17 protein-coding genes are annotated in these 26,661 nt (G+C 41.7%); 11 read left to right on the forward strand and 6 right to left on the reverse strand.

Annotated features, from left to right (window positions below; genetic code table 11):
- Positions 1 to 37: 37 nt before the first annotated feature.
- The 6 genes from KUL10_RS04105 (at position 38) to KUL10_RS04130 (ending at position 7,407) form a co-directional block, all read left to right on the forward strand.
- Positions 38 to 1,354, forward strand: coding sequence for a CmpA/NrtA family ABC transporter substrate-binding protein (locus KUL10_RS04105; RefSeq protein WP_373415175.1), 1,317 nt, complete (start codon positions 38 to 40; stop codon positions 1,352 to 1,354).
- 53 nt (positions 1,355 to 1,407) lie between these two features.
- Positions 1,408 to 2,373 (forward strand): ABC transporter permease, encoded by a 966-nt coding sequence (locus KUL10_RS04110; RefSeq protein WP_110428012.1) that lies wholly within the window; start codon positions 1,408 to 1,410, stop codon positions 2,371 to 2,373.
- Positions 2,374 to 2,432: 59 nt separating this feature from the next.
- Positions 2,433 to 3,317 (forward strand): ABC transporter ATP-binding protein, encoded by an 885-nt coding sequence (locus tag KUL10_RS04115; protein WP_110427647.1) that lies wholly within the window; start codon positions 2,433 to 2,435, stop codon positions 3,315 to 3,317.
- Positions 3,307 to 4,491 carry an alginate export family protein gene (locus KUL10_RS04120; RefSeq protein WP_110427648.1) on the forward strand — a complete coding sequence of 395 codons (1,185 nt, stop codon included), beginning with the start codon at positions 3,307 to 3,309 and terminating at the stop codon, positions 4,489 to 4,491. Before KUL10_RS04115 ends, KUL10_RS04120 begins: the two co-directional genes overlap by 11 nt.
- Before the next feature lie 541 nt (positions 4,492 to 5,032).
- Positions 5,033 to 5,929 carry a MipA/OmpV family protein gene (locus tag KUL10_RS04125; RefSeq protein ID WP_110427649.1) on the forward strand — a complete coding sequence of 299 codons (897 nt, stop codon included), beginning with the start codon at positions 5,033 to 5,035 and terminating at the stop codon, positions 5,927 to 5,929.
- 200 nt (positions 5,930 to 6,129) lie between these two features.
- Entirely contained in the window at positions 6,130 to 7,407 is a 1,278-nt protein-coding gene (locus tag KUL10_RS04130) for an O-acetylhomoserine aminocarboxypropyltransferase/cysteine synthase family protein (RefSeq protein WP_110427650.1), read from the forward strand.
- 128 nt (positions 7,408 to 7,535) lie between these two features.
- Here the strand turns inward: KUL10_RS04130 and KUL10_RS04135 are convergent, their stop codons facing one another.
- A complete protein-coding gene (locus KUL10_RS04135; protein ID WP_110427651.1) occupies positions 7,536 to 8,588 on the reverse strand; it encodes an aldo/keto reductase in 1,053 nt (350 codons plus the stop codon).
- 149 nt (positions 8,589 to 8,737) lie between these two features.
- Here KUL10_RS04135 and KUL10_RS04140 point away from each other — a divergent pair, with 149 nt between their 5' ends.
- The 4 genes from KUL10_RS04140 to KUL10_RS04155 all read left to right on the forward strand — a co-directional run bounded on the left by KUL10_RS04140 (position 8,738) and on the right by KUL10_RS04155 (position 13,495).
- Complete coding sequence (locus tag KUL10_RS04140; RefSeq protein WP_110427652.1) at positions 8,738 to 9,337, forward strand: RNA polymerase sigma factor; 600 nt, start codon at positions 8,738 to 8,740, stop codon at positions 9,335 to 9,337.
- Positions 9,330 to 10,058: a hypothetical protein gene (locus tag KUL10_RS04145; RefSeq protein WP_110427653.1), complete on the forward strand. Its 729-nt coding sequence runs from the start codon at positions 9,330 to 9,332 to the stop codon at positions 10,056 to 10,058. Before KUL10_RS04140 ends, KUL10_RS04145 begins: the two co-directional genes overlap by 8 nt.
- Positions 10,059 to 10,085: 27 nt before the next feature.
- The gene (locus KUL10_RS04150) at positions 10,086 to 10,982 is read left to right on the forward strand and encodes a hypothetical protein (protein ID WP_110427654.1); all 897 of its coding nucleotides are present in this window, start codon (positions 10,086 to 10,088) and stop codon (positions 10,980 to 10,982) included.
- Between the two features lie 104 nt (positions 10,983 to 11,086).
- The gene (locus tag KUL10_RS04155) at positions 11,087 to 13,495 is read left to right on the forward strand and encodes an Ig-like domain-containing protein (protein ID WP_110427655.1); all 2,409 of its coding nucleotides are present in this window, start codon (positions 11,087 to 11,089) and stop codon (positions 13,493 to 13,495) included.
- A 65-nt stretch (positions 13,496 to 13,560) separates the two neighbouring features.
- Here the strand turns inward: KUL10_RS04155 and KUL10_RS04160 are convergent, their stop codons facing one another.
- The 5 genes from KUL10_RS04160 to KUL10_RS04180 all read right to left on the reverse strand — a co-directional run bounded on the left by KUL10_RS04160 (position 13,561) and on the right by KUL10_RS04180 (position 20,412).
- Positions 13,561 to 14,763 carry an iron-containing alcohol dehydrogenase gene (locus KUL10_RS04160; RefSeq protein ID WP_110427656.1) on the reverse strand — a complete coding sequence of 401 codons (1,203 nt, stop codon included), beginning with the start codon at positions 14,761 to 14,763 and terminating at the stop codon, positions 13,561 to 13,563.
- A 72-nt stretch (positions 14,764 to 14,835) separates the two neighbouring features.
- Entirely contained in the window at positions 14,836 to 17,355 is a 2,520-nt protein-coding gene (locus tag KUL10_RS04165) for a bifunctional diguanylate cyclase/phosphodiesterase (RefSeq protein ID WP_146216754.1), read from the reverse strand.
- 141 nt (positions 17,356 to 17,496) lie between these two features.
- Entirely contained in the window at positions 17,497 to 18,303 is an 807-nt protein-coding gene (locus KUL10_RS04170; RefSeq protein WP_110427658.1) for a LytTR family DNA-binding domain-containing protein, read from the reverse strand.
- 11 nt (positions 18,304 to 18,314) lie between these two features.
- Positions 18,315 to 19,424, reverse strand: a complete 1,110-nt coding sequence (locus KUL10_RS04175; protein ID WP_233499698.1) for a sensor histidine kinase — start codon at positions 19,422 to 19,424, stop codon at positions 18,315 to 18,317.
- A 295-nt stretch (positions 19,425 to 19,719) separates the two neighbouring features.
- Positions 19,720 to 20,412: a hypothetical protein gene (locus tag KUL10_RS04180; protein ID WP_110427659.1), complete on the reverse strand. Its 693-nt coding sequence runs from the start codon at positions 20,410 to 20,412 to the stop codon at positions 19,720 to 19,722.
- Between the two features lie 360 nt (positions 20,413 to 20,772).
- Here KUL10_RS04180 and KUL10_RS04185 point away from each other — a divergent pair, with 360 nt between their 5' ends.
- A complete protein-coding gene (locus KUL10_RS04185) occupies positions 20,773 to 26,655 on the forward strand; it encodes an alpha-2-macroglobulin (protein ID WP_110427660.1) in 5,883 nt (1,960 codons plus the stop codon).
- The last annotated feature ends 6 nt before the right edge of the window (positions 26,656 to 26,661 follow it).

Genomic DNA, 26,661 nt, shown 5'->3' on the forward strand with positions numbered 1-26,661 from the left:
TAAGTGCGCAGGAATTTTAGCAACAAGTATCAGCATTATGAGCGTATCTGCAGTCAATGCTGAACAAGTTGGCTGGGCAGAGAAAGAAGAACTTAAATTTGGTTTTATTAAACTAACCGACATGGCACCGTTAGCGGTTGCTTATGAAAATGGCTACTTCGAAGATGAAGGCCTATATGTCACGCTAGAAGCTCAAGCTAACTGGAAAGTACTGCTTGATCGCGTTATCGACGGCGAACTGGACGGTGCGCATATGCTTGCTGGACAGCCGCTAGGCGCAACTATTGGTTACGGTACTAAAGCACACATCATCACTGCATTCAGCATGGATTTAAACGGTAATGCGATTACGGTTTCAAATGATGTTTGGAAGCAAATGAAACCAAACATTCCTCAAGTTGATGGAAAAGTCCAACACCCAATTTCCGCAACTGCGCTCAAGCCAGTGGTAGAAAAGAGTATCAGTGAAGGTAAGCCTTTTAAAATGGGCATGGTATTCCCTGTTTCTACTCACAACTATGAATTGAGATACTGGCTAGCGGCGGGTGGATTACACCCAGGTTACTACGCCCCTCACAAAGGTGACACTAGCGGTCAAATTGATGCTGATGTTCAACTTTCAGTGACACCGCCACCGCAAATGCCAGCAACAATGGAAGCGGGTACTATTTCTGGTTATTGCGTAGGTGAGCCGTGGAACCAACAAGCTGTATTTAAAGGCATCGGTGTGCCTGTGATTACTGACTACGAAATTTGGAAAAACAATCCAGAAAAAGTATTTGGTGTGAGCAGCGAGTGGGCTAAGAAAAACCCTAATACGCATATTCGTGTTGTAAAAGCGATGATCAGAGCGGCAATGTGGCTTGATGAAAACAACAACGCTAACCGTGACGCTGCTGTGAAAATGCTAGCTAAGCCGCAATACGTTGGTGCTGATGCAGACGTAATTGCAAACTCGATGACGGGCACCTTTGAATACGAAAAAGGTGACAAGCGTTCTGTTCCTGACTTCAACGTATTTTTCCGTTACAACGCAACTTATCCGTACTACAGCGATGCAATTTGGTATCTAACGCAAATGCGCCGTTGGGGTCAAATTTCAGAGCAAAAATCTGATGATTGGTACATGCAAACCGCTAAAGAAGTTTACCGTCCTGATATCTATGCACAAGCTGCTAAAGCACTGATTGCAGAGAAAAAGGCGAACGCTTCAGACTTCCCAGATTTTGCAACTGAAACTGGATTTAAGCCTCCTCAAACTGAGTTCTTGGACAACGTAACTTATGACGGTAGCAAGCCTAATGAGTACCTGAACAAGCTAACTATCGGTTTGAAAGGCGCAGACAAGATTTAATTTAAGCAACACACTGGAGTATTACTATGTTTAAATCAGCCACACTTCCTACCATGATTGGTAATGTAAAAACGGGGATAGACAAAAACCGCTTTGCCAAGTTTGCGGCTGGTTTAATCTTACCGATACTGGGTGTGATTGTTTTTTTGTTAGCTTGGAACTTAGCTGCAAAAAATATCGATACCTCACTTGGGCAGTTCCCAGGACCTGCTCAAGTGTATGAACAAGCCGGAAGCTTATACAACGAGCACGTTGCTCAACAAGAAAAAGCCGATGCTTTCTATGAACGACAAGAGCAAAGAAACGCTGCTCGACTCGCTCAAGACCCGACCTACGAACCAAAAATTCGTGCATTTACGGGCGCGCCGACCTTCTTTGAGCAAATCTGGACGAGTTTGTATACGGTCATGGTGGGCTTTGTAATTGCCTCCATTATCGCCGTTCCTTTAGGTATTGTATGTGGCTTAAGCAAATCTGCTTATTCTGCGGCTAACCCGCTTATTCAACTTTTTAAACCTGTATCACCGCTTGCATGGTTGCCACTTGTTACGATGGTCGTGAGTGCCCTGTATGTCAGCGATGATCCTATGTTTTCTAAATCCTTCGTGACGTCAGCAGTAACAGTTGCCTTATGTTGTTTATGGCCGACGCTAATCAATACAGCTGTAGGTGTTTCAAGCATTGATAGCGACTTGATTAACGTCAGTAAAGTACTTCGCTTAAACGCTATTACTCACGTTATTAAAATCGTATTGCCCTCTTCTATACCAATGATATTTACCGGTCTACGTTTGTCGCTAGGTATCGGCTGGATGGTATTGATTGCTGCTGAAATGTTGGCTCAAAACCCAGGTTTAGGAAAGTTCGTCTGGGATGAGTTCCAAAACGGAAGTTCAGAGTCGCTAGCGCGCATTATGGTCGCTGTTATTACGATTGGTCTGATTGGTTTTGTCTTAGACAGAATCATGCTTCAGATACAGCGCAAAGTAAGTTGGGACAAAACAGCGATTACTCGTTAATCGTGTTAAAAGCAAAACAACGTGTTTAACGAGCAAGAATAGGTAACAAGGAGACTATTATGTCTATCAAACATCATTTAGAACTTACCCAAGTGGGTATCGATTTTCCAACGCCAAAAGGCCCATTTAATGCGCTAACGGACGTTAATCTGAAGATTGATAAAGGAGAGTTTATCTCTCTAATAGGTCACTCAGGATGCGGAAAATCAACAGTGTTAAACATTGTTGCTGGTCTTCATCAAGCGACTTACGGCGGTGTTCTGCTTGATAATAAAGAGGTGAATGAACCAGGGCCCGAGCGCGCGGTTGTGTTTCAAAATCATTCTTTATTGCCTTGGTTGACGGTCTATAAAAATGTTGAGTTAGCGGTTAAGCAAACCAATAAGTCAAAAAGCAAAAAAGAAATCAAAGAGTGGGTCGAACACAACCTAGAGCTTGTGCATATGACCCACGCGGTTGACAAATTACCATCTGAGATCTCAGGCGGTATGAAACAAAGGGTAGGGATCGCACGCGCACTATCTATGGAACCTAAAATTCTATTGATGGATGAGCCGTTCGGTGCACTTGATGCATTGACCAGAGCCCACTTACAAGACTCCTTAATGGAGATACATGCGGAGCTTGGAAACTCCGTGATTATGATCACCCACGACGTAGATGAAGCAGTACTATTGTCTGATCGAATAGTCATGATGACCAATGGTCCATCAGCCACAATTGGCGAGATTCTAAAAGTCGACTTAGATCGTCCTAGAGATCGTATCGCTTTGGCCGATAACCCCCAATATAACCATTATCGTCATGAAGTGCTTAGATTCTTGTACGAGAAACAACGCAAAATCGAACCTGTTTCTCCAAAAAAGGCAGAAAAGAAACAGAGCACTAAACAAGAAAACACTACTCAGGACACAAAAAAAGGTAACAATATCAATGCTGCGTAAATTAAGTATGCTCGTATTAGCTGGGTTGAGCACCAGTGCATTCAGTGATTCACTTTCTTCAGCACTAACGGGTGGTGATGTATATGGGAATCTTAACCTGCGTTACGAAAGCGTTGATCAAGACAATGCATTACAAGATGCAAGTGCATTCACGTTAAGAACTCGTTTGGGATACAAGACAAAAGCGGTAAATGGATTTTCTTTTACTGTCGAAATGGAAGATAGCCGTATTGTTCTAGGGCAAAGCGACTTCTCTGTTCCACCGACTGGGTTTCAGACCGGTGAATACTCTGTGATCGCCGATCCTGAAACAACAGAACTAGACCAAGGTTTTATTCAATATAAGAACGATGCGCTCACGCTTAAGTTAGGTCGCCAAGTCATCACACACGACGGACACCGTTTTGTGGGTCATGTTGGCTGGAGACAGGATCGTCAAACCTTTGATGGCGCGACTGTCATCTATGCACCAAACGACAAGTTTAGAGCTGAATACAACTACCTAACTCAACGCAATCGTATTTTTGCACAAGCACAAGATTTAGATGCAAAAGACCACTTATTGAATGTGAGCTACAAAACGTCAGTGGGTAAATTGACTGCTTATAGCTACTTATTAGAAGTGGACGAAGGTACCGATAATGCTTTAGACACTTATGGTTTTAGTTTCAAAGGCGCGACTAAAGGCGACACAAAATTCTTGTACCATGCAGAGTATGCTAAGCAAAGCAATGAGTCGGGCGGTTCTGATTTTGATACTGATTACCTCTTTTTAGAAGGTGGTGTTTCGACTTCAGGTATTACAGCTAAGCTAGGTTATGAAGTACTTGGATCAGATGACGGTCAAGTTGGTTTCCAAACTCCGTTGGCAACGCTTCACAAGTTTAATGGTTGGACTGATCAGTTCTTAGGTACACCAGGTCAAGGCCTTGTAGATACTTATGTCTCGGTTGCGGGTAAAGTAGCCGGTGGTTCTTGGTTAGCTGCCTACCACACTTTCAGCGCTGATGAGTCAGCGGAAGGCGCAGATGATTTTGGTAGCGAAATCAACCTCCAATACGTTAAACCAATCAGTAAGAAAACCAAATTTGGTATCAAGTACGCTTCATATTCTGCTGACGACATCAAAGTTGATGCAGACAAGCTTTGGGCTTGGGTAAGCGTTTCTTTCTAATAATACCCGTGGTGAATATTCCCTCGTCATCTCCGCGAAAGCGGAGATGTCCCCTTGGAAGCCTTGCTGTATAGCACCACTGCGCTTCGTAAGCGATATTCAGCTTTTGCCAGATAAGCCCTAAGCGTTCATAAAACCGCTGTGCGCGATCCTTGGCCGCTGCTGCCAACACGTCCTGTGTTGGAAGCTTTTATGAATGCTTAGGGCTTATCTGACGCGCTGAATGTTCTTTAGTAATGTGAGCTCGATAGTTTGGTTGGTTAAGTTACGATTAAATTTGCCACACCGAAGAATCGTCATTGCAGTGACAACTGCAACCTCCTTGGAACGAGATAATCTCAACATCAAAGAAACGTTACCAATAAATCTCACACCGAAGAATCGGCATTACGGCGCATGCGGTAACCTCATTGGAACCCCCGATTATCAGCAACAAAACACTCACTTATTTTCTCATCAGCACAAATATATACAAAACTCACTAATCCAAATAAGCCCAATTCACGAATGAAGTACCTAAATACGTACATTTAAGACCGACATGAAAAAACTATCCCGATTGATCATCCCCGCAATCCTCCTATCGGCAGTCCACAACCTAACGTTGGCAGACGAAACCAACTCGGTCGACCGAGACTTAACAGGTTTCGAAAGTCTGGAGGAAGCCCAATCCTTATGGGAGTTTGGTGTGGGCGGAGGCATTGGAGAAGTATCCAACTACCCAGCCTCAAGCGAACGCAATTTTATCGCCTTAGCCGCGCCTTACTTTGTATACCGAGGTGACATTTTCAGAGTGGGCGGTGGTAGTGGTGTGCGCGCGGTTGTTGTCGATGAAAAAGACTATGAGCTTGATTTTTCTTTCGGTGGCGCGTTTTCAGCGGACAGTGAAGATAATACTGCTAGAGAAGGCATGCCAGAACTGGACTTTTTATTTGAGGTGGGCCCACAACTTGTTTATCGACTCAAAGACTTTGAGTTTGAAGGGGGCGGCAATGCAAGGCTAAATGCTAGGTTGCAGGCTCGCGCTGTTTTTTCCACCGACTTTTCTCAATTGGATGATCGAGGTTTTGTATTTAACCCGGTGATTACCTATCAACAACGTGGACGCCTTTTTGAAGGGACTGCGTTGAGTGCTTCAATAGGTATGGTGTTCGCGACCGAGCGCTTACATGATTATTTTTATCAAGTCGCAGAAGAATTTGCCACCGCAGACAGACAGCAATACGATGCGAAAGCGGGTTACTTGGGTACTGAACTCGGTGCAAGCTTTTCATTCCCCATTGCCGAAAATATAAGAGGGTTTGTCGGAGCAGGTATGCAAATACATTCGGGTTCAGTCAACGAAGACAGTCCTTTGTTTGAAAAAGACATAACCTACAGCTTTGGCCTTGGCTTTGTTTGGAGATTGTATCGCAGTGAAACTAAAGCGAGTTGGTAAGTAACTACTTATTGATAAGTCATCTTTTATCAATTGAATTGAAATTGCATAAGTGACTCATGGCTCCATACGCTGGATACTAGCATGAAAGAAATCGATTATTAGTTATACAATTTTGGTTTGTTCAAAGCGATACGCATCTCTTGCGATGTTTTTCTCTTAATGTCATGTTTGATGCATTACTAGAAAGGGAGAAAAGAATGAAGCCTGAAACGATTGCATTGCATGCAGGGTACGAAAGTGACCCGACAACTAAAGCTGCAACAACGCCGATATACCAAACCACCTCATTTACCTTCGACGATACGCAGCACGGTGCTGATTTATTCAATCTAGCCGTGCCAGGAAATATCTATAGCCGAATCATGAACCCGACAAACGCAGTGTTAGAGGCCAGAGTAGCCCAGCTTGAAGGCGGCATTGGTGCGCTTTCTGTTGCATCGGGCATGGCCGCGATTCGCTATGCAATAGAAGCAATTGCAGATGTGGGTTCAAATATCGTCAGTTCTAGCCAGCTTTATGGCGGCACTTATAACCTGTTTGCACATACTTTTCCTAGACAAGGCATTGAAGCGCGTTTTGCCAAAGGTGATGACTACGAAACGCTGGCCTCTTTAATTGACGAAAATACCAAAGCCCTGTTTTGTGAATCAATCGGCAATCCTGCTGGTAATGTAGTGGACATTAGAAGATGGGCTGAAGTCGCACATGCTGCCGGCGTCCCATTAATCGTCGATAATACTGTCGCTACGCCTGTGCTTTGCAAGGTATTCGATTATGGCGCTGACATCGTGATTCACTCGTTAACCAAATACATTGGCGGACACGGTACAACCATTGGCGGCATTATCGTCGATTCAGGTAAGTTCGACTGGGCAGCTAATGCAGAGCGTTTCCCAATGATGACGACGCCAGACCCGTCATATCATGGCGTGGTGTACACAGAGGCCTTGGGCGAGGCCGCGTATATTGGTCGATGCCGAGTAGTACCATTAAGAAACACCGGCGCGGCGCTTTCGCCACAAAGTGCTTTTCAGATTATGCAAGGACTCGAAACCTTATCCCTAAGAATGGAAAGGCATTGTGAAAATGCAGAAAAAGTGGCTGCTTATTTAGAACAAAATGAAGCGGTAAATTGGGTCAATTACGCGGCCTTACCTACAAGTAAGTACTATCAAACCTGCCAAGAAATTTGCGGCGGAAAAGCGGCAGGGATTATTAGCTTTGGCATCAAAGGCGGGATAGACGCCGGCGCTAAATTTATCGATGCCTTGCAGCTAATCTTACGCTTGGTCAACATCGGTGACGCTAAATCACTGGCATGTCACCCTGCAAGTACCACCCATCGTCAACTCAACCCTGAGGAACTAGCAAGTGTCGGTGTGTCTGAAGACATGGTGCGCATCTCGGTAGGGATTGAACATATTGATGACATCATTGAAGATATAGAGCAGGCATTAGCGGCTAGTCAGCTTTAAGTGTTTGAAACTAAATAATGAAAAGCCTCATTGAACAGTTAGTTTGAACAATGAGGCTTTTTCTTAGCTAGCTTGTTAATTGACTACTCACTAGTTAATGACCAATAGCGCCGTCGAGGAGATAACAATTAGAAAGGCGCAGGAAACTGCCTCAACACATTATTTACTTCTTCAAGGCACTCACTTGATAGCGTGATATCAAACGCAGCAATATTCTCTTTTAATTGAGGCATTGTCGTTGCACCAATAATGGTAGAAGTCACACCATCCACTTGGTCGCACCATGCAAGGGCAAGTTGGCTAGGCGTTATGTTGAACTTTTTAGCAATATCGCAATAGGCTTGCACAGCTTGCTCACTATAGGGTGTATTTCTGAATATGCCATTGCGCTGTTCAAAGGTCCAACGGCTTCCTTCAGGCAGTGCGCCATTTAGGTATTTGCCCGATAACATGCCGCCTGATAAAGGTGACCAAGGCAGATAGGCGATATTTTCGTAAACACAGGTCTCGATTAAGTAAGCCCAGTCTTTCACATGGAGTAAATTGAATTCATTTTGAATTGAAACTGGTTGTGGAATACCCATTTCCTTGCACAATTCCAAGTAAGTATGAATGCCCCAAGGCGTGTCGTCTGATAGTGCCCAATGTCTTATTTTGCCGGAATCAAGCGCTTTTTTGATACCCGTTAAAATATCTCGTTTACTCGCTTTTTCTTTTTCGACATCCAATCTACTGGGCTTGATTTGGTTGACTAAGTGTTTGCCAAAGTGCGGTGTCGTTCTGTTTGGCCAATGTAACTGATAAACGTCAATATAGTCAGTCTTCATGCGAGATAACGAGCCCTCAATCGCGAGACCGATCGTTTCGCCAGTAATCGGGCTATTGTGGCGAATATAAGGGAAACCCGGCCCTGCTATTTTGGTCGCGATGATCATTTTTTCACGCATAGAAGGGTTGCGCGATAACCAGTCTCCAATGCAACGCTCAGTATCACCTTGTGTAGGTTCGTTTGGCGGCACAGGATACATTTCTGCCGTATCAAAGAAATTGATACCTGCGTCTAATGCATGTTGAATTTGTTCATCTGCATCAGACTGCACGTTTTGGATGCCCCAGGTCATTGTACCTAAGCAAACTCTTGAAACTGAAAGGCCTGACGCACCAAGTGTTGAATATCGCATTGAAGATCCTTTTACCATATAAAAACAGTTATTTACGTAGCGATGTTAGTATAGTGTTCAATAAATTGCGAAAAAATTAGTGCTTATTAAAACTATTTGAAAATCGCAAACGACTATATCTACACATCAACATTAATTTGGACCTTAATTTGTTTTCTCGCTCAGACCAACAACTCGTAGAAAAAGCATTATCAGGCAATAAAAACGCTTGGTTCGAGCTTATTTCTCGATATGAGCAGTCAATATTTAACTATGCGATGCGCATGACAAGTCAGTCTCATGATGCGAAAGATTTAATGCAAGAAATCTTTATTTCAGTGTTTAACAGTTTGCATAGTTTTAAAGGCGAAGGCAGCTTTAAAGCTTGGTTATTTCGCATCGCTCACTTTAGAAGCATGGATTTTTACAGGCGCAAAAAGCCAAATGTCAGTTTAGATGATGCGCCTGAACTGATTGATAGCCGAATTGATGAAAGTGGCAGCGCACAAGTTTCAGGTGTTGATAGTGGCAATATAGAAAGTACCAATATAGAAAGCCAACTGGTTTTTAAGCAATCACAACAGGCATTGCTAAACACGATGCAGCAATTGCCTTTTAACCAAAAAATAGTCATTGAACTTAAGTTTTTTGGACAATTTACATTCGACGAAATTGCACAGCAATTAGGTGTTTCCACCAACACAGTGAAATCAAGGCTTTATGCAGCTTTGGGCAAACTAAAAACGATTTTGGAGGTAGAGCATGTCTGATCAATATGAATCTATCAGCAACGAAGATTTGATGGTGCTTTGGCTTGATAATCAATTGGATACGAAACAAAGAGCCGTCTTTGAAAAAAGGTGTTTAGAAGACAATGAGTTTGCTGAAATGGTGCAATGCGCCAACCAAACAAGCGTCATTGTCGACACCGCAGGCGACTTTGATATTCCCAATTGGGACAAAGACAACAGTTTCAATTTTGATAAGTATAAAGCGGCCAAACAAGCTTGGTGGCAATGGCAAGGCTTACCGATTAGCTCTATTGCCTGCTCTGCGCTTGCTATATTAATGGTGCTCACGGACTTTAATATTGAGTCAAAAGATGGACGTTTTTCGTTTGGCTTTGGTTCTGAGGTACCACAAGAAACGATTGATAAGTTAGTCGACCAAAAGCTTAATGAAAAACTGTTAGCGCAACAAGAAACCAATCAAGCAATGTTTGCACAATATTTACAAACACTGCAAAAGCAGCAAGCAGAGAATAGTACACAATTGACTCAGTACCTGCTGACGTCAAATAGACAAGAGCGAAGAGAAGATTTTGCCGAACTTATAAAGTACATCAACGACCAACGCCGAGATGATCAGCTGTTTTACGCTAATCAACTCAAAGACTTTCAGCAAGAACTTAGCTTTCAGGTAGGCCCAAGACTTAACTATACCTCTCCCAATGGTCCAGGTTTTGACGCTACACAACTCAATGATGAGTAGGCTAAACAATTTTTTAGGAAGATGAATATGAATATTAAAAGACTAGTAAGTAGTGGTGTAGCAGCATTATTTGTTGCTTGTGCGGCGCACGGTGCGACAAACTATCAAGCGCTATCTAAAGAGCTTGAGATAATGAACAGTGTGCTCAATACCGCATTGAAACAAGAGACCAGCCAGCAAGCAATCAAGTTTCGCTCAATGCAAACCAGTTACCTTGCCAATCAAGGAGTGGTGTTCACTTTAACAACAAGCGGCAGAACCACTCGTGTATTTTTTGAAAGTGGTTTTCCAGTACCGCCACCGGTGCCTGAGATTGATTTCAGTGGTAGCGGCGTATTTAGTGAAGAAATGGAGATAGAGCTTCAAGAAACGATTCATGAAGCACTTGATTCAGTTAAGCATCACTTTTCGGGTAATCGCGGTCGTTTACAAGACTTGAGAAGTGAATCACGAGATTTGGCTTGGGAAGCACGTGAATATGAGCGCCGCAAAAGAGATCTTAACTTTGAACTTCGCAATGCAGAATCTTCACGTGCAAAAGAGCTAAAAGAAGATCTAAAAGAATTAGAAAAAGAGCTAGCCGAACTAAGCAAGAAACAAGCTGACTTACAGGCATACTCTGAAAAAATAGAGTCAGAACAAAAGGCGCTACTCGAAAAGAAACAAGCAGAATCTGAACAAGCTAAAAAGTCTTTCTTAGCTTCATTCGAAGAAGGTGTGGCCGACACTCTATGTCGATTTGGAGGAGGTTTAAGAGCCATTCCTAATGGAGAAAATGTGAGTTTTGTGCTTCGAGGCTTCAACGATAGTCAAGCATCGCAAGACAAGATTTATGTTTTCAAAGTCGAAGATGTGAAAAAGTGTGTGCAAGAAAAAATCGAAGAATCGAAGCTGCTGGCGAGTGCCATTGTTTATGATTTTTGATGAGTAACACTTAAAATTATTAAATGTTTTTGTCGAGTCTAGTGAGAGGTTCAGTGCAAGTATGAAACTACTTTCGTTGGGTAACTCACTAAAAGGGAAATACAATGATTACACAAAAACATTTTTTAGCGATTGCAGTCGCCTTAGTTTTAGGCGCTTGTGGAAGTTCTGACGACGAGCAAACAACTTCCCCTGAACCAGAACCAACTCCCCCCACCAATACTGCTCCTGTCGCTAATGCGGACGAAACTGCTAGTATAAACAGTCAAACAATCATGATTGATGTGCTGGGTAATGACTCTGATGCCGAAGGGGATACATTGAGCATATCAGACATTACAACAGTGCCAAGTAATGGCAGTGCGCAGATTTCGGGCACTTCGATAGAATATACGGCCAATCCAAATTTTGTCGGAATAGACTCCTTAGAGTACAGTATTTCAGATGGTGAATTAACGAGTACCGCAAGCGTTAGTATTTTGTCTTCTCAAACCATGACCTTAGTAGGAAGAGTCACAGATGGCCCAATTCCTAACGCCTTTGTAACGGTAACCGTCGGTGATGAAAGCTTTAGTGCTCAGGCCGATCAAAATGGCGACTACATACTCGAAATAGCCTTCCAAGATACTCACAGCCCCTTAACAATAAATGCCAAGGGAGAAGGCGAACAATCCCAAGTCGAATTGCTTAGCTTTATGGGAGCATCTTCTGAGCTGCTAGCTTTGCGCAACGATGATTTTCAATTAACACGAGATGAGAGCGCTGACGTCAACGTGACGCATGTAACAAGCGCATCCTACTTATTAGCTAAAGAGCAAAATGGGGCTGCGTCTTTTTCTGATAAGTCAAACTTTCAAGGCTCCTTGGGTGAAGTGTCATTTCAATCGATCTTGGACACTTCTGGCTTTCTAAAACTTTTGATAGACAACGACAGTTATATGATACCAGAAGGTGAGACTAGCCTAAGTACATTGAGCAGAACCAATACCGACGGTAGTGATGCAGATATAGAAACTGCAATTAACTTGTACTGGGCTAACGCAGGCTTGCTCGATGATGAGGGTAATTTAGATCCACAAGCTCAAGCAGACTTGCAAGTAGCGATTACTGAAACTATTAGTGACCCTGACGTCGGCGATGATTTTGAAATGGCAGACTTCAGCGGTAAATCTTTGCTGTTTGCACCTTCGGTATACAATTATGCTCTGGACAGGCGCTTTCCATCAAATGCGACAGCATTTGTGTTCGGCGATGATAATACGGGAACCTATTCACAAGAGAAAATTACTTCGGCCTTTACTAGTGAACAAATTGATTTTGCTTGGACCCTAGCAGGTGGCGAGTTAAATATTGACTTTGAAAGCGTGCCAACTGAGTCATATCCCTTTTATAACTATTCGAGGGTATTAGAAGAGTATGGTGAAGATGCTGCCCAAGCTTTTTCTGCCACTTATACTGAAGATGGTGGAGCGCAGTTACGAGTCACGTATGAATATGTATCTTCTACGCTAAAGTTAATGAATAAAAGCGACCTAGGCTTTAATACTGCACACACCTTCGATGTACTTGAGCAATTATTTATTCCCGATAGCAACGGTAGTGAAGTGGCTTTCGCGCGCAGTTCAGAGTTCAGCAATACAGGCTATTTTGTTGTACCCACAGAGTCATCACAGGTGGATATCGGTAGTTTAGATATTACAGGCACTTGGGCCTTACCTGTTTATGATTTATATGTCGAGTCGGGTATCCTTGGTCAAGCCGATACGTTTACACAACTTTTTCATGATTTTATAACGCTAAACAGCGACGGCACTGGTGTAACTCAGCGCGGTCAAAACCCATTGATTTGGGAAGCAACAGATAAGGGATTTCAATACACGCAATCGAATGGAGTGACCATTGAACTTGAGTTAGTTTTAGAGGATGACGGTGAATTTGCAATATTAGGCCAGTATGGTTCACAAACGAATCAAAGTAGACATTTCACTGGCACAATTTTAAGACAAGATTGGGATGAGTTAACGAAAGATACATTGGTTGCTGACTTGCCGACAGCTTGGTTTTCGACAATCAATGCTGGGCTCAGCGAAGAAGGAGCTGACAATGAAAATGGTATTAGCTTAGATCAGGTATTTGCATTCAGTGTCTTGTCTGATGGCACGATGGGCAGAATTTCATATTTTGACCCTCGCGTAGAGGGTGAAAACCCTTACTTTTTCTCGGATAAAAACTCGTTTAATTGGTCAGTGTTCGAATTTGGCAATTTTGTCGCCTTTGAAGCCAGTCGTGATTTCGCGGTAAGGGGCAGGGCTTGGAAACCGGTTTCAAGTAAAAAAGAAGGCACTATTATCTACGTCATCGAAAGTGATGTTTACTTATCAGACTTTGATAGAGACGGTAACTACCAAACTCAGTTAGTTATTTACCCAAGGCTAGTCGCATACAAGCAAGGAGACTTGAGCATTTATGAAGAGGTTTATGCAGAATCTTTAGCTCGTGGAACCTTAGAGTAATTATTTAATAAGCTAGGCGGTAGTGATGTTGCTACCGTCCTTTTTTCGCAATATGATTTTCCAAGCTAAAGAGCTTGCTGATATATGCTCATAGCGTCTTCCAAACTTACCTCTTTTGGGTTGTTAACTAGCAAACGGGTTTGCTTCATTGCATCAATACTCAAGGTATCTATATCAGCTTTAGTAATGCCGAGTTCTCTTAGCTTTGTAGGAAGCCCTAGTTTTGTGACTAGCGAAAAAAGGAAAGTGATAAAAGCTTCAGCTTGTTGTTCAGTTGTCTGCTTTCGAGTATTGTCTGTGCGCTCCAAATGTTCAAAAACAACCCCGCTTTGTTGCAAGCAAGTATAAAGCTCTGCATACATATCAGCCGCTGCTGTTGCATTAAACCTCATCACATGTGGCATCACCAAAGCATTGCTCAACCCATGTGGAATGTGAAAATGCCCGCCCAAAGGGTAGGCGAGTGCGTGGATTGCACCCACAGGTGCATTCGCAAAAGCTTGTCCTGCTAGACACGCACCCAGCAGCATTGCTTGGCGAGCACTAATATCAGACGGTGAAAAGGTGGCCGTTTCAATATTTTTGGTTAATAACAAAAGTGCCTGCTTAGCTAGCATGTCCGAGTATGGGTTTTTCTTGATCTTGCTTGTGAAGGCTTCTATTGCGTGGACCATTGCATCTATGCCAGTTGCGGCGGTTACTGAAGAGGGAAGTGAAAGGGTAAGTTGAGCGTCGAGGATAGCAATATCTGGGTATAGCATCTCGCTAACAATACCTGCTTTGGTTGTGTTTCCCGTTGTGACAATTGCAACGGCAGTAACTTCAGAGCCTGTCCCAGCGGTGGTTGGTGCAAGGATTAAAGGTAGTTTAGAGCATGCAGCGCTCGATTGAATGACTTCAACACCAAAAATCGCCTCTAGCGTCTGTGAATTATGGGTTTGGATTGCGACAAGTTTGGCCACATCTAATGAACTCCCTCCGCCAATGCCCAATACCGAATCAATACCATTGTTTCTAGCAAAATCGATGGCCTGTGTCACTATTTCCACACTTGGATCAGCTTGGACTTGGTCGAATATATAGACAGATTTGTTGTTTTGTAGCATTCGTTCTTCCAAAGGTGCTAGGAGACCTAGTGAGACGATGCCAGCATCGGTTACGATCATGGGTTTGTTTAGTTTGTTTTTCTCAAGCCAGTCAATAGCTTGCATTAATGAGCCAGCACTACTGATGATTTTGGGAGTCGTACTAAATTGAAAGTTAGCCATGTTCATTCACCGCAAGTAGAGTTTAAATCAGCATGGCAAAAAAGTGATTGGTCAGCAACTCACCAAAACTTATCAGCTATTATGAGCAAGTCGTGTTGTACTTTCATGAGTGTGCGATGCGGCCCAAGTGAAAAAATCATCTGCTGTCATGGGTTTCGCAAAATAATAACCTTGGAAAATTTTACAGCCCATTTGCGAAAGCGTATTGACCTGTTGAACGTCTTCAACACCTTCTGCAACAATCGATAAGGACATATGCTGGCCGATAGAAATAATTGATCGCGCTAATTCTGTCGTGTTTTGAGCATCTAAACTATTCACAAAAGAACGATCAATCTTTAATACATCTAAGGGTAAATCCTTAAGGTATGAGAGTGAAGAGTAACCTGTACCAAAGTCATCAAGTGCCACGGTAAAGCCAAGCTTTCTCAACCGCTCCAGTTTTTTTACACAGTCGCCCATATTGGTCAAAAGGCCTGATTCGGTGAGTTCGAGTTCAATTTGTGTAGGTTGCACATGATGTTCTTCAACCAATTGAACCAGTTTCTCGACGAAGTCTTCTTCTATAAGCTGAAAAGCGCTGAAGTTAATCGCAATCCTACCCTTGAATTCGATCCCCATAGCCTGCCAGTGATTAATTTGCTTACACACAGCCTCGACCATCCAAAACCCTAATTGTCCAATAAAACCAGAGTTTTCAGCTGCACTCACAAATTCTTGAGGTGATACAAATCCAATTTCGCTACTTACCCACCTTGCTAAAGCTTCCGCACCGATTAGATTACCATTCGCGTCCACTTTTGGTTGGAAGACTGGGAAGAGTTCTTTTTGATCTATCAATGCTAATTTCAATAAAGACACCAACCTAGATTGACGATCGATTTCATGTAAGATTTCTTCATCAAACAAGCGCATATCATTGCGTTTGGCCTGCTTTGCTTGTTCAAGTGCGATTTCTGCACATCGCAAGATTTCGGGTTTTTGTTCTACTTGCAAGGGAAAAATCACTGCGCCGCCGCTGCAACTTAATTTCATTGAATTGTGACCATCAATGATTGGTTTTTCAACTAGGGCATTTATTGCTTCCCAGTGAAGTTGCACAATACCTTGAGGATCGTCAGTGATTGTATTGATTAATACGCTAAACTCATCTCCTCCTATCCGATTTACCGAAATGTCAGGTGTTTGATAATTTTTAAGTCTAGCTGCTACCTCGTAAAGCGCTTTCTCTCCCATGTTAAAACCGAACTGGCGATTGATTTCTGCAAACTTATTCAAATCAACAATCAATAAAGCCGATTGAGTACCGTTTTGAATATTTGTATCAAAACTTTCGTTGATTTGTTGGTGCAAATACATCAAGTTTGGTAGCTTAGTTTTATAGTCAAAGTAAGCCATTTGATGTAACTCTCTTTCTAGGCGGTCACGTTTTATTTCAACAGCACTTCTAGAGGCAAATAATTCAACGGTATTATAAAACGAGTCAGGTAAGTCTAGTATGCGGTCGTAAATAAGGACAATACTGCCTTCCAACTGACCTGTATCGTTGTTCATTGGGCAGTTGATCATCGCTTTTGCACTTAGCTTTTCAAAAAGCTCGTTTTTTCCAAATTTCTCCAGATTCTTTTTTATAACAAGCATCTTATCGTAAGTAATAAGCTCGTCATCTATTTGATTTAGTGAAAAAGAAATATTTTCACGGCGTTGCCCTTCAAATAAAAACACCTTGCTTTCAAAGGTGGTTGGCTGGTTTTCTTCGTTTAAAAAGCCTATGTATGCGCACTTAGCGTTACTGATTCTCTGTAGTTCGCTAAGCATTTCAAAATAAAAATCATCGCTGTTATTAGACGCATTCCCTTTGACTAAACTTTCCATGGCCTGCTCTAACTGTTTTCTTAGAGATATTTCTTTTGTGAGCGAACGGCTTTGTGTGCCATGAGACAAAACAAGCCAAATACACGACATAAAGTTCACGGTGGTAAAAGGCAAACCGCCGAAATAGATTAGGTTGGAAACGCCCATATCAACCAATCGAGCACCAACCGCGGCAGTGACCTGCAGAAAAAGGCATACTAGCAAAGTACTTGCGATCCAATATTTTTTCTCTTTTACCAGCCTGGCTGCTACCCAAGCTAAGACTGCAAAAACAATGAGAACATATGGGTAAAAGAGGGCTGCAATCATGCTAGGAATACCGGATGCTCGATATACTTGTTCACCCGTAAGGAGTTGATAGGAGATGATGGTAATAGTATCTGCGCCGCCTTGATACCTAATTGTGCTTTGAGATGCTAAATTTATTAGGGCGAATAAAAGCCCAAAGAGAGCAATAGTCGCAAAAAAGCGTCGACGAAACTTATACCCACTCCATTGAATAAAAATAAAATAGTAAAGAGGTATTGAGAGTATGGTTGCCGTTGATTGAATCTTCAGCCAGTAGAGTGAAGATGCTACATCTGCTTGTTGGTGATACTCCCAAGTCGAGTATTGGTAAACGATAGTTAATACACATGCTACGAATATTGCTTTAAAGTGCTTCTGTTTATTCGCAAAACCTGAGGTAAAGGCAGCTACGGCGCACAAAATGTTCATGCCTATTGTTGCTGCAAAATAAAAGGGTACAACGCTATCTAGTGACAATTTGTACTACCACAGGTTAAAAATCATATGATAGTACAAATAATGAAAAATCACCATAAAGTATTATGTTGTTGTGTGATTTTTATACAGGTTTTAACTTGAAGCTAAGTAGCTCTTAATCACATCTTTATAATTTCGGCTCACTTTAACCTTATCGAATTCTCCGAGCATCAAGAAGAACTCTCCTTTAGTGTGCGGAATAACCTTTCGGATATAACTAAGATTGACAATCGTTGAGCGATGGATGCGTTTAAATAAACTCTCATCAAGTTCATTCAGCATTTCTTTTAAAGTACTTCTTTTAACGTGTGTCTCGCCTTTTGCATGGACGCATATGTAATCACCCGCCGCATCTATCCATTGGATATCGGCCTGTGCAATGATATGGATTTCATCTCTATCTTTAATGACGATTTTTTTGAGTTCTTTTGATGGTTGGGATTCATTCGTTGACCAAACGACAGTCTTTTCGTCAGATATACTTTCAATGGCGCCAATCACTTGTTGTTTAGTTTTCATTTGTTGTTGAATCAAGTGCCTTTGCAATGCTCTTTCTACGGACACTTTTATGCGTTCGTCGTCAATGGGTTTAACGACGTAATCGACTGCATGCGCATCAAAAGCATCGAGTGCGTATTGTTCAAAAGCCGTTGCAAATACAATGAGTGGTTGTACATCATTTTGCAGTTGTTTGACCACTTCTAAACCAGTTAAGCCCGGCATTTGAATGTCTAAAAACATTAAATCGGGCGCATACTCCATCACTGCATCAATAGCTTCTCTGCCATTTTTACAACTGGCGACGATTTCAACTTCTGGCATCTTTGATAGCTTAGATAGCATCAATTTAAGCGCTAGGGGTTCGTCGTCTACTACGACGGTTCGCAACTTTGTCGGCATATTACGTCCGTTTAGGTTTCAAAAGGAAGATTGATAATGGTTGTTAAACCTGGCCCAATTTCCTTTGTAAAAATGAGTTCGTGATTGTTATCGTACAGTGTCTTTAAACGCTGTTGGATGTTTTTTAGACCAACTCCTTTTGTCGTTGGCTCTTGGGTTGGGGAGCCATCGCCTGTATCGCTGAGTACCAGAATTAGCCTTGTGTTCTCTCGCCTGGCTTTGATGAGTATTGTGCCGCCATGTTCATTTTTTGAAATGGCGTGTTTCATTGAATTTTCTATAATTGGCTGAAGCAACAAACTAGGGACAAGCGCTTTTTCCGCTTCTCGCGTGACTTCATATTTAATTTCGAGATGGTCACCAAATCGAGTCTTTTCAATTTCGAGATACAGGTTGGTAGCGTCAATTTCTTTGCGTAATTCTATAGTTGTATCCGGGTCATTGTCTAATGAGTAGCGCAGGAATTGACTTAGTTGAACAGTCATCTTTTGCGCTTTATCTGCCTCTCCCAATTCAATCAAAGAGTTAATTGCGTTTAGTGTATTGCTCAAAAAGTGAGGATTTAATTGATAACGCAACATTTTTAGTTGTGCATCTCTGGCAATACTTTGTGCTTCGATGCGTTTAATTTGCTCATCGCGCGCGGCAGCTTCGGCTTGCAATACAGACTGATGTTCTTCTTGCTGTAGTTCGTAGTACCGGATCCCATGGAACAATCCCGTCCAGCAGAGAAAAATAAATAGGCTCGCAAAATACCAACCGCCAAATTCGTCAAACATACTGTCAAAGTCAGTCAACCAAGCCAGTAAATACATCCTGAAAATGGTCCAGATAAACGCGATTAAAAATACAACACTGCCGCCCACCATCATTCGATATCGAAGCGGCTTGTTCCAAATAAGCTCAAAAACTTTGTAGAGAAATACTGAAAAGCCGAGGCCGACTATTCCCTGCAATATAGTATGTTCAATACTCGCAAGCGATAGATTACCGTACCAAAGTGTCAAGATGACAAAACTGGTCACGCTTAAAAAAAGCCAAAAGCTTGCTTGCCAGAACCAAAATCGGTAACGGGTGCTTTCGCCAATATTCTTTTTGACTAAATTTACGGTTTCTTTCACGCGGTTATTTGCTCGTTTGGACACGTGATTAGTGTACATAAGCCGCGACATTAGGACGAGCCTTTAATACTGCGCATTATCGATCAGGTATTTACCACTTATTACTTTGTTATTAAAACGTTAATAAAACACCTGTCAAACCGCAATAATTTTGAGTTAACGCGGGTCAGAGGCACGCCGAAACGGTTTTTGCTTTTTTAATTGTTAAAAAAAGGCCAACTAATAAGCTGGCCTTATAAAGGTTATTTTAAGTTGTAATAACCACAGGGAGAAGAAATTGATGTACTCGAATGACTTAGTATTCGCGTTTAACTTTACTCAATAGTGCTTCGTTATCGATATCAAGTGTTACTTCGCGCTTAAGGATTATATATCCCTCAACAGTTGAGCTTTCGTCGATTGACAAGGTTGGGTTCTTATTTCCCCACGAATAGTATTTCTGATTGACTTCTTGAAACACGATATCGCCTTTCACCACACTTTCATCATTGAGGTAAATAGAGCCGTTTTTCGTCACCACGTCTTGTGCTACTTTTACGCGAGTTAGTTTAATACTGCCATTAACGGTGTTGACGTCACCGCCAACTTCACTATTTTCGTTAATTTGGATGGCACCGTTGACGGTAGAAACGTCATTTGTAGCGCTGAAGTGCTCACCGATCTCAACTTTACCGTTGACCGATTTGACAGCGGATACGCTAACATGGTCTCCGATGCTTATTTTGCCATTTACGTTGGTAACACGTTCTGCACTAACATGATCCCCCATGCTGAGTCGACCGTTGACCGAGCTCACTTCACCAGCGCTTGTATTATCTGGCACATCAACGCGCTTATTGGTTGTTGAAAAATCATCGCTAGAGAGATCATGGCGCGATTCGTATCTGTGATCTTTTGCATTGACATGTACAATGCAGCCAGAAAGTATGATGCTTGATGCCATTATTGTTGCGAACATAAAAACCGGTTTTCGAATTTGCTTGATCATTTTGTGTCCCTTAGTCGCTCACCTAGACAATATTAAGCCGAAGCAAGTGATGAATGTGAATAAAACTGCTAATCTTAATTAAAGATTGCAGGTCTTGAGCCAATATTTTAAATTCAATTAAAACAATTACTTAAATTATCGTTGCTACTTTTTGTCATCATCCGACTTGTCAAATTAACCAAAAAATAGGCTAAATCACCAATGTTTTAGGTTTTGTTTAGTAGCTGTATTAATAGAGTCGTCCCAAACTCAAATTTGGTTTAAATAAAGTTGAATTGATTTGTTACTTACTTGCAACTATGTTGCGCTTACTGAGTCGTAGATGATGATTAACAGTAAAAGAAAAAGGAGCGTTGTCTTATGCTTAAGGGATTAACTCGTGCTACGGCAGCGCTATTGGGAAGCGTCTCGTATCAACCTCCCACGTGGTTTTCCGCGCTTAATTCATGGCGACAGGCTCGTCCGTTACTCTCTTTAGTGTTAACACTGTTTTTTATCACCAGTATCGTACTATCAAGTATTTGGCTCAATGACTACATAACACGTCCTGCTGAGCCATTGGTATACGCCACCGCAAAGCTGGACCAACGACAAACAAGCTCAATCAGTAGTAATGATGATCAACCCATACTCTTTATTCATTTTTCTCAGCCTGACTTGGTTCACAATGGTATTGAGCACGTTTCTCGCGATGATGGTTCAGTGTTGCCTGTTTCGTCTTTGCAAATAAAGTCGAATGATGTGCCTATAGCTGCGATAGATATGCTAGATAAAGCAGTAAATCAATATATTGAAATGTCTCCCTTCATAAAAGGAAATTGGATGTGGGATAACAATCACGTATTAAGGTTTAAGCCAAGTGAACCTTGGCCTGCTGGCCAGTCTTTTGCCGTAACGTTTAATCAACGTTTATTTAATGCAGGTATACGTTTAGCTGATGATGAACTTGACTTTAAAACGCGCGATCTCGAGGTTGCGATAGAGCAGTTTACGTTTTATCAGGACCCTATCAATACAGAGATAAAGTCATTAATAGCAAAAGTGAGCAGTAACTATTTACTTGATGAAGATATGTTAGCGAAAGCATTTACGTTGCTTAAGCAAAACGATGCGTTAACTAATAAGTTGGATGTTCAAAACATACCGAAGCTTGAATACGAAGTCGAGAAACCCGCAGATAGCGAACACTACTTTATAAAATCAGATATCGATAGCCTGCCTTCTCAAGAGCAGTACGCTACATTATTCTTAGATGCACCGCTGACTGCTATCGCAGGTGGTGCAAGTTATCAGCATGAACTGAAAGCTCAAACGATTATACCTGACATCTACTCTTTTTTAGATATTGTAAATGTGAGTTCCAAAATCATTAACGATATCAATGGTAATCCTACCCAAACTATCTCAATTGAGTTCACCGACGCTATTGCTAGGAGCGCACTGAATGAAAAGTTGAGTCTCTATGCGTTACCCACCAAAGACAATGAGGGGCGTATCCATCAATGGAATAGTCCAGCTCAAGTCAGCAAGTCTCTGTTAACTAATAATAATTTGCTTGATTATCAACTATTAAATGAACATTTAGATAGCAGTACTGAACATATTCTTCGCGTTGATTTGCCAGACACATCAAACGTACTGTTGCGAATTGATGGCGGTTTAACATCTGTAAATGCGTATATCAAAACGCGAATATTTGACTCAATTGTTAGATTGCCCGCTTATCCTCAACAAGTCTTTTTTGCGCATGAAGGCTCTGTTTTAAATAGTTCTTTTGCGCCGAAAGTTGGGCTTGGTAGTCGGGGGCTTGATGCGTTATCTATTGAGATTGGTCGAATTCCAATGCACCAAGTGGTTCACTTAGTGACGCAAACTCGAGGAGATATTACAAACTTAGATTTTCAAACATGGCAATTCGACGAGAAAAACCTTGCGCACTTTTCTAAGCATATTATCCCTCTACAGAAGCGTTCACCTAATATCGTCAATAAAGCGGCAGTTGATTTAGTCGACTATATTGAAGATGCATCAACGGGCCTTTTTATAATCAAAGCAAAGGGTTACGATCAGCAAAAGAAGCGCACACTTTATGGTATTGAAGATAAAAAGCTAGTGATGCTTTCGGATATAGCCCTTCTTGTTAAGCACGAGGCAAATCAAAAACTAAAAGTTTTCGCTCACTCTTTATCATCAAGTCAGCCGGTTGCAGGAGCCGAAGTATCAATTTTGATGCCGAACGGAGAATCATTGATTTCGGCCAATACAAATCAGAGCGGTATGGCTTCATTTTCGGTGCCGCGTAACTTACTCTCGGGTGAATACCCAAGCGTCGTGATGGCTAAAAAAGCAGGTGATTTTACATTTATTCCTTTTGACAATTATTCAGACCAGATTGATTATTCTAGAATGGATTCAGGCGGAGTGAGTGCACACTGGGGTGGTGATAATAAGATTTCATCTTACCTGTTTAGTGATCGAGGAATTTATCGTCCTGGCGAGTCGGTTAAACTAGCCGCAATTGTTAAAAAAAATATGTTAGCAAGTGCTAACAAGTTGAATTTAAAGTGGGTTGTTCGCAATCCAAATTATGAAGTGGTTTATGAAAGGCATATAGAAGTAAATGAGTTGAATAAGGGCTTTATAGAGGCTGAGTTTTTAGCAGAATCGTCGGCGCCCATTGGAAGCTATTCCGCTTCGCTACATGTAAACCCTTCGACTAATCTGGGCGGAGGTTCACGATTGGGGCGTCAAATAGGTTCAACTCAATTTACAATTAGTGCTTTTGAACCTGATACGCTCAGCTTGAAAGCACACATAAAAGAAAGTGTTCCCGATGTTGATATAGGGCTAAGTACATGGGTAACGAGTAGTGACATCAGTACTGAAGTAAATGTCAGCAATTTATTTGGCACACCTGCTATCGGTAACAGGATCGAAGGCACTGTAGCAGTGCAGGAAGCCTATTTTGTTTCAAAGAAATTTTCTGACTTTACCTTTTATGTACCGAATGGCGAGGCAATTGAGCATATTGAAAAGCAACGTTCATTGGCAAGCACTGTAACTGACCAGAGTGGTTTAGCAGAATTTTATTTTGAAGGTTTCAAAGACCAATTGAACGCTGGCTTGTATCGACTTAATTTCAATTACAAAGCTTATGAAATAGGTTCCGGTAAATTCGTTGATACGACCACATCAGTTCTATATTCACCTCTTGATGCTTTAATCGCTTACAAAGCCGACTTTAATCCAACATTTTTAAAGCAGAATCAGCAAGTTTCGCTTTCTCTTCTTAATTTATCTAATCAGCATCAATTAATCGCTCGCCAAAATCTAACACTTGAAGTAATGCAGCAAAAGTCGGTAATGGCATTGGTTAAGCAACCGGATGGAAGCTTGAGATACCAGCAAGATATGCAGCTAGTTCCTATCTCAAAAAGAGACTTTTCTTTGCCGGACAATCTATATTCTTTACCGTTAAGTACAACCGATATCGGTAGATTTAAACTTCAAGTGACCGATGATTCGGGCTTAATGGTGTTTGAATTTGAATACAAAGTGTTGGGTGAATCTGACAAATCGACTGGTGGGACGGAGTCTAATCAGTTGACGCTGGGCTTAAATAAGCAAGATGCCAAAGCTGGGGAAATACTTGAGTTAAGTATTGAGGCGCCCTATACCGGAAGTGGATTAATCACAATAGAAAAAGATAAGGTAGAGCATTATCAATGGTTTACCACGAATTCGCGCTCGAGCCTCCATCAGATTGAGATACCTAAACACTTAGAAGGCAATGCCTATGTAAATGTCGCTTTCATTCGTGATCCAAGTTCGCAGTCGATCGCATATAGCCCGTTTAGTTATGGGTTGATTAATTTTACTATCGATAAAACTCGGAGAATACTAAAAACAAGTTTACAAACTGAGCCAATTATTAATCCCGATAAGACAAACACTATTTCAGTTTTGCTAGACAAAGCCGCGAAACTGTTAGTTTTTGCGGTGGATGAAGGAATTTTGCAAGTAGCAAACTATCAAACGCCAGATCCACTCGCATATTTCTTGCGCAAACAGGCGTTGGGTGTCAGAACGCATCAAATGCTTGATATGTTATTGCCTGATATACAGTTAACAAATTATTCAAAAGCGCCGGGAGGTGCAGTGATGGCTGAAATGCGAATGCGTTCGGCTGATCTACAACGTGAAAGCAAAAGTGTGAATCCATTTGCAAGAGATACATTAGATCCTGTTGTGTATTGGTCATCAATAATTGACGCAAAGGCGGGTCAGAATGAGATTGAAGTTAAGTTACCGGGTGACTTTAATGGCCGAGTACGTTTTTTTGCGGTTTCTGTGAGTGATGATGCGCTTGGGAGTGCCTCAGCTTCTAGCTTAGTAAGAAGCTCTTTTTTACTCTCCGCTTCTCTACCAACGCATATGAGTCCGAATGACTATATTAAATCTCGTTTAAGAATACAGGCTTTGGAGGGCCTTGAAACGACAGATACACCTGTTCACGTTAAAATAGAGAGCTCACCACAAATAAGCGTTTTATCTGAAACTTCATTTTCATTTGTTCCTGATTCTACTAACGAAACGCGTTTTGATCTAAGTCTAAAGGGCAATGATAACGTCGGCCCTGCTTTTATTGACATCACCGCGCGAGCGCTGGGAGAAAACGGGAAATCAATAAGCAGTCGGGTGCGCTACACGATTAGTAATCGTCCTTTAGCTCAGCCGCTAAAAGTACTGAAATTTGGTGTGGTAGGTACAGCATCAACACTGACACTTCCCTATCATCTAAGGCCAGAATTTGCTAATCAGTCTTTAACACTTGGGGTAACAGCGAGCGCATTAATAAAACAAATCGAAAAAGCGATTGTTGATATTGATGGTGCAGAAAACTTGTCAAATAGCAAACGGTTAACCCAGCTTAATGCATTGATATTAAGAGATAATTTTAACGAAAAACAAAATGAATCATATAAGAGTTTGACGGCTGAGCTCTTTCGTTCTCAAGCTACAAATGGTGGCTTTCCTTATTGGTCTGAGAATAATGAAGTTGATATCGAGCTTAGTCTAAATGTGTTTGAATTTTTAATAGCAGCAAGAAATCAACAGTTGATCATCGATAACCGTTTATTTGATAGAAGCTTGAATTTCGTAACGCGATTGGCAAACACAAAAACAAGTGCCTCTAGTGTTCAACGCGCTCATGCAATATATCTCTTGACCTTAAGTGGCGTGGTAAGCACAAACTATCTGCTAGATTTAGAGCAAGATATCAAATCGTTATCACTAAACATTGACATTGAGAACCAGATACTTGCATATCGGGCAGCAAGTTATTCATTGATGCTACAAGAGCAAATGGCGCAATCTCTCGTGGGACAGATTGATTGGCTTCAGCATAATAACACTGACTATTTGGGAAGTTATTTGCGTATCCTGAAGACCTTATCTCGACATTTTGGACCAAATATACAAAGCAAACTAAATGAACAGTTAGTGAATTTGTACCCAGTAATTAATAAAGGTGTTAGTCCACGTTATCTAGTCAAAATAATGCAGATTCTTAGTCGCGGTACCGAACCCGATCCAGAATCTGTCGTGATAGACATCACTGCGGGTCATCATGACTCAAAAGAAGCTTTGAGCATATATTCGCAGCGGATTAACGGTACTAAACGCATCGATATACCAACTGATGTTGAGCATTTGAATATTGAAGTCACTTCTAACGTTTATTATTTACTTGAGCAAACTGGTTACGAAAAGTCACCCAGCGCTGTTCAAAACAATATTGAGTTGTCTAAGGCGCTATTTGATAGCGATGGGGAGTTACTAAATGTAGACGCCAATAAGCATTTTAATGTCGAATTTGGTAGCGATATTACAGTCAAAGTGCACGCGCGTTTAAAATCAAATCAGCAACTTAACGAACTAATGCTTGTAGACTTAATTCCATCAGGCTTTGCAATTGTTCCCAATAGTCTTGTCTTTAATTCACAACTGAGACGGTGGCCAAGATTCAAAGCTGACCTCGAAGAGGATCGTTTGGATTTAATGACAAGGCTAGATACAAATGGCATCGAGTTTAGCTATCAGATACGACCGCAAAATTTAGGGTTAGTCGCACTGCCCTCTCTTTCCATAACGCATCCTCAAAGGCTCGATGTGTTTGCACAAACAGCGGGTGAATATCTGATAAAAATTCACCCGCAAAGCGGCGGAACAGCGGACTAAATAGCA

It is taken from the genome of Glaciecola sp. KUL10, from assembly GCF_003203515.1.
Classification (GTDB): domain Bacteria; phylum Pseudomonadota; class Gammaproteobacteria; order Enterobacterales; family Alteromonadaceae; genus Glaciecola.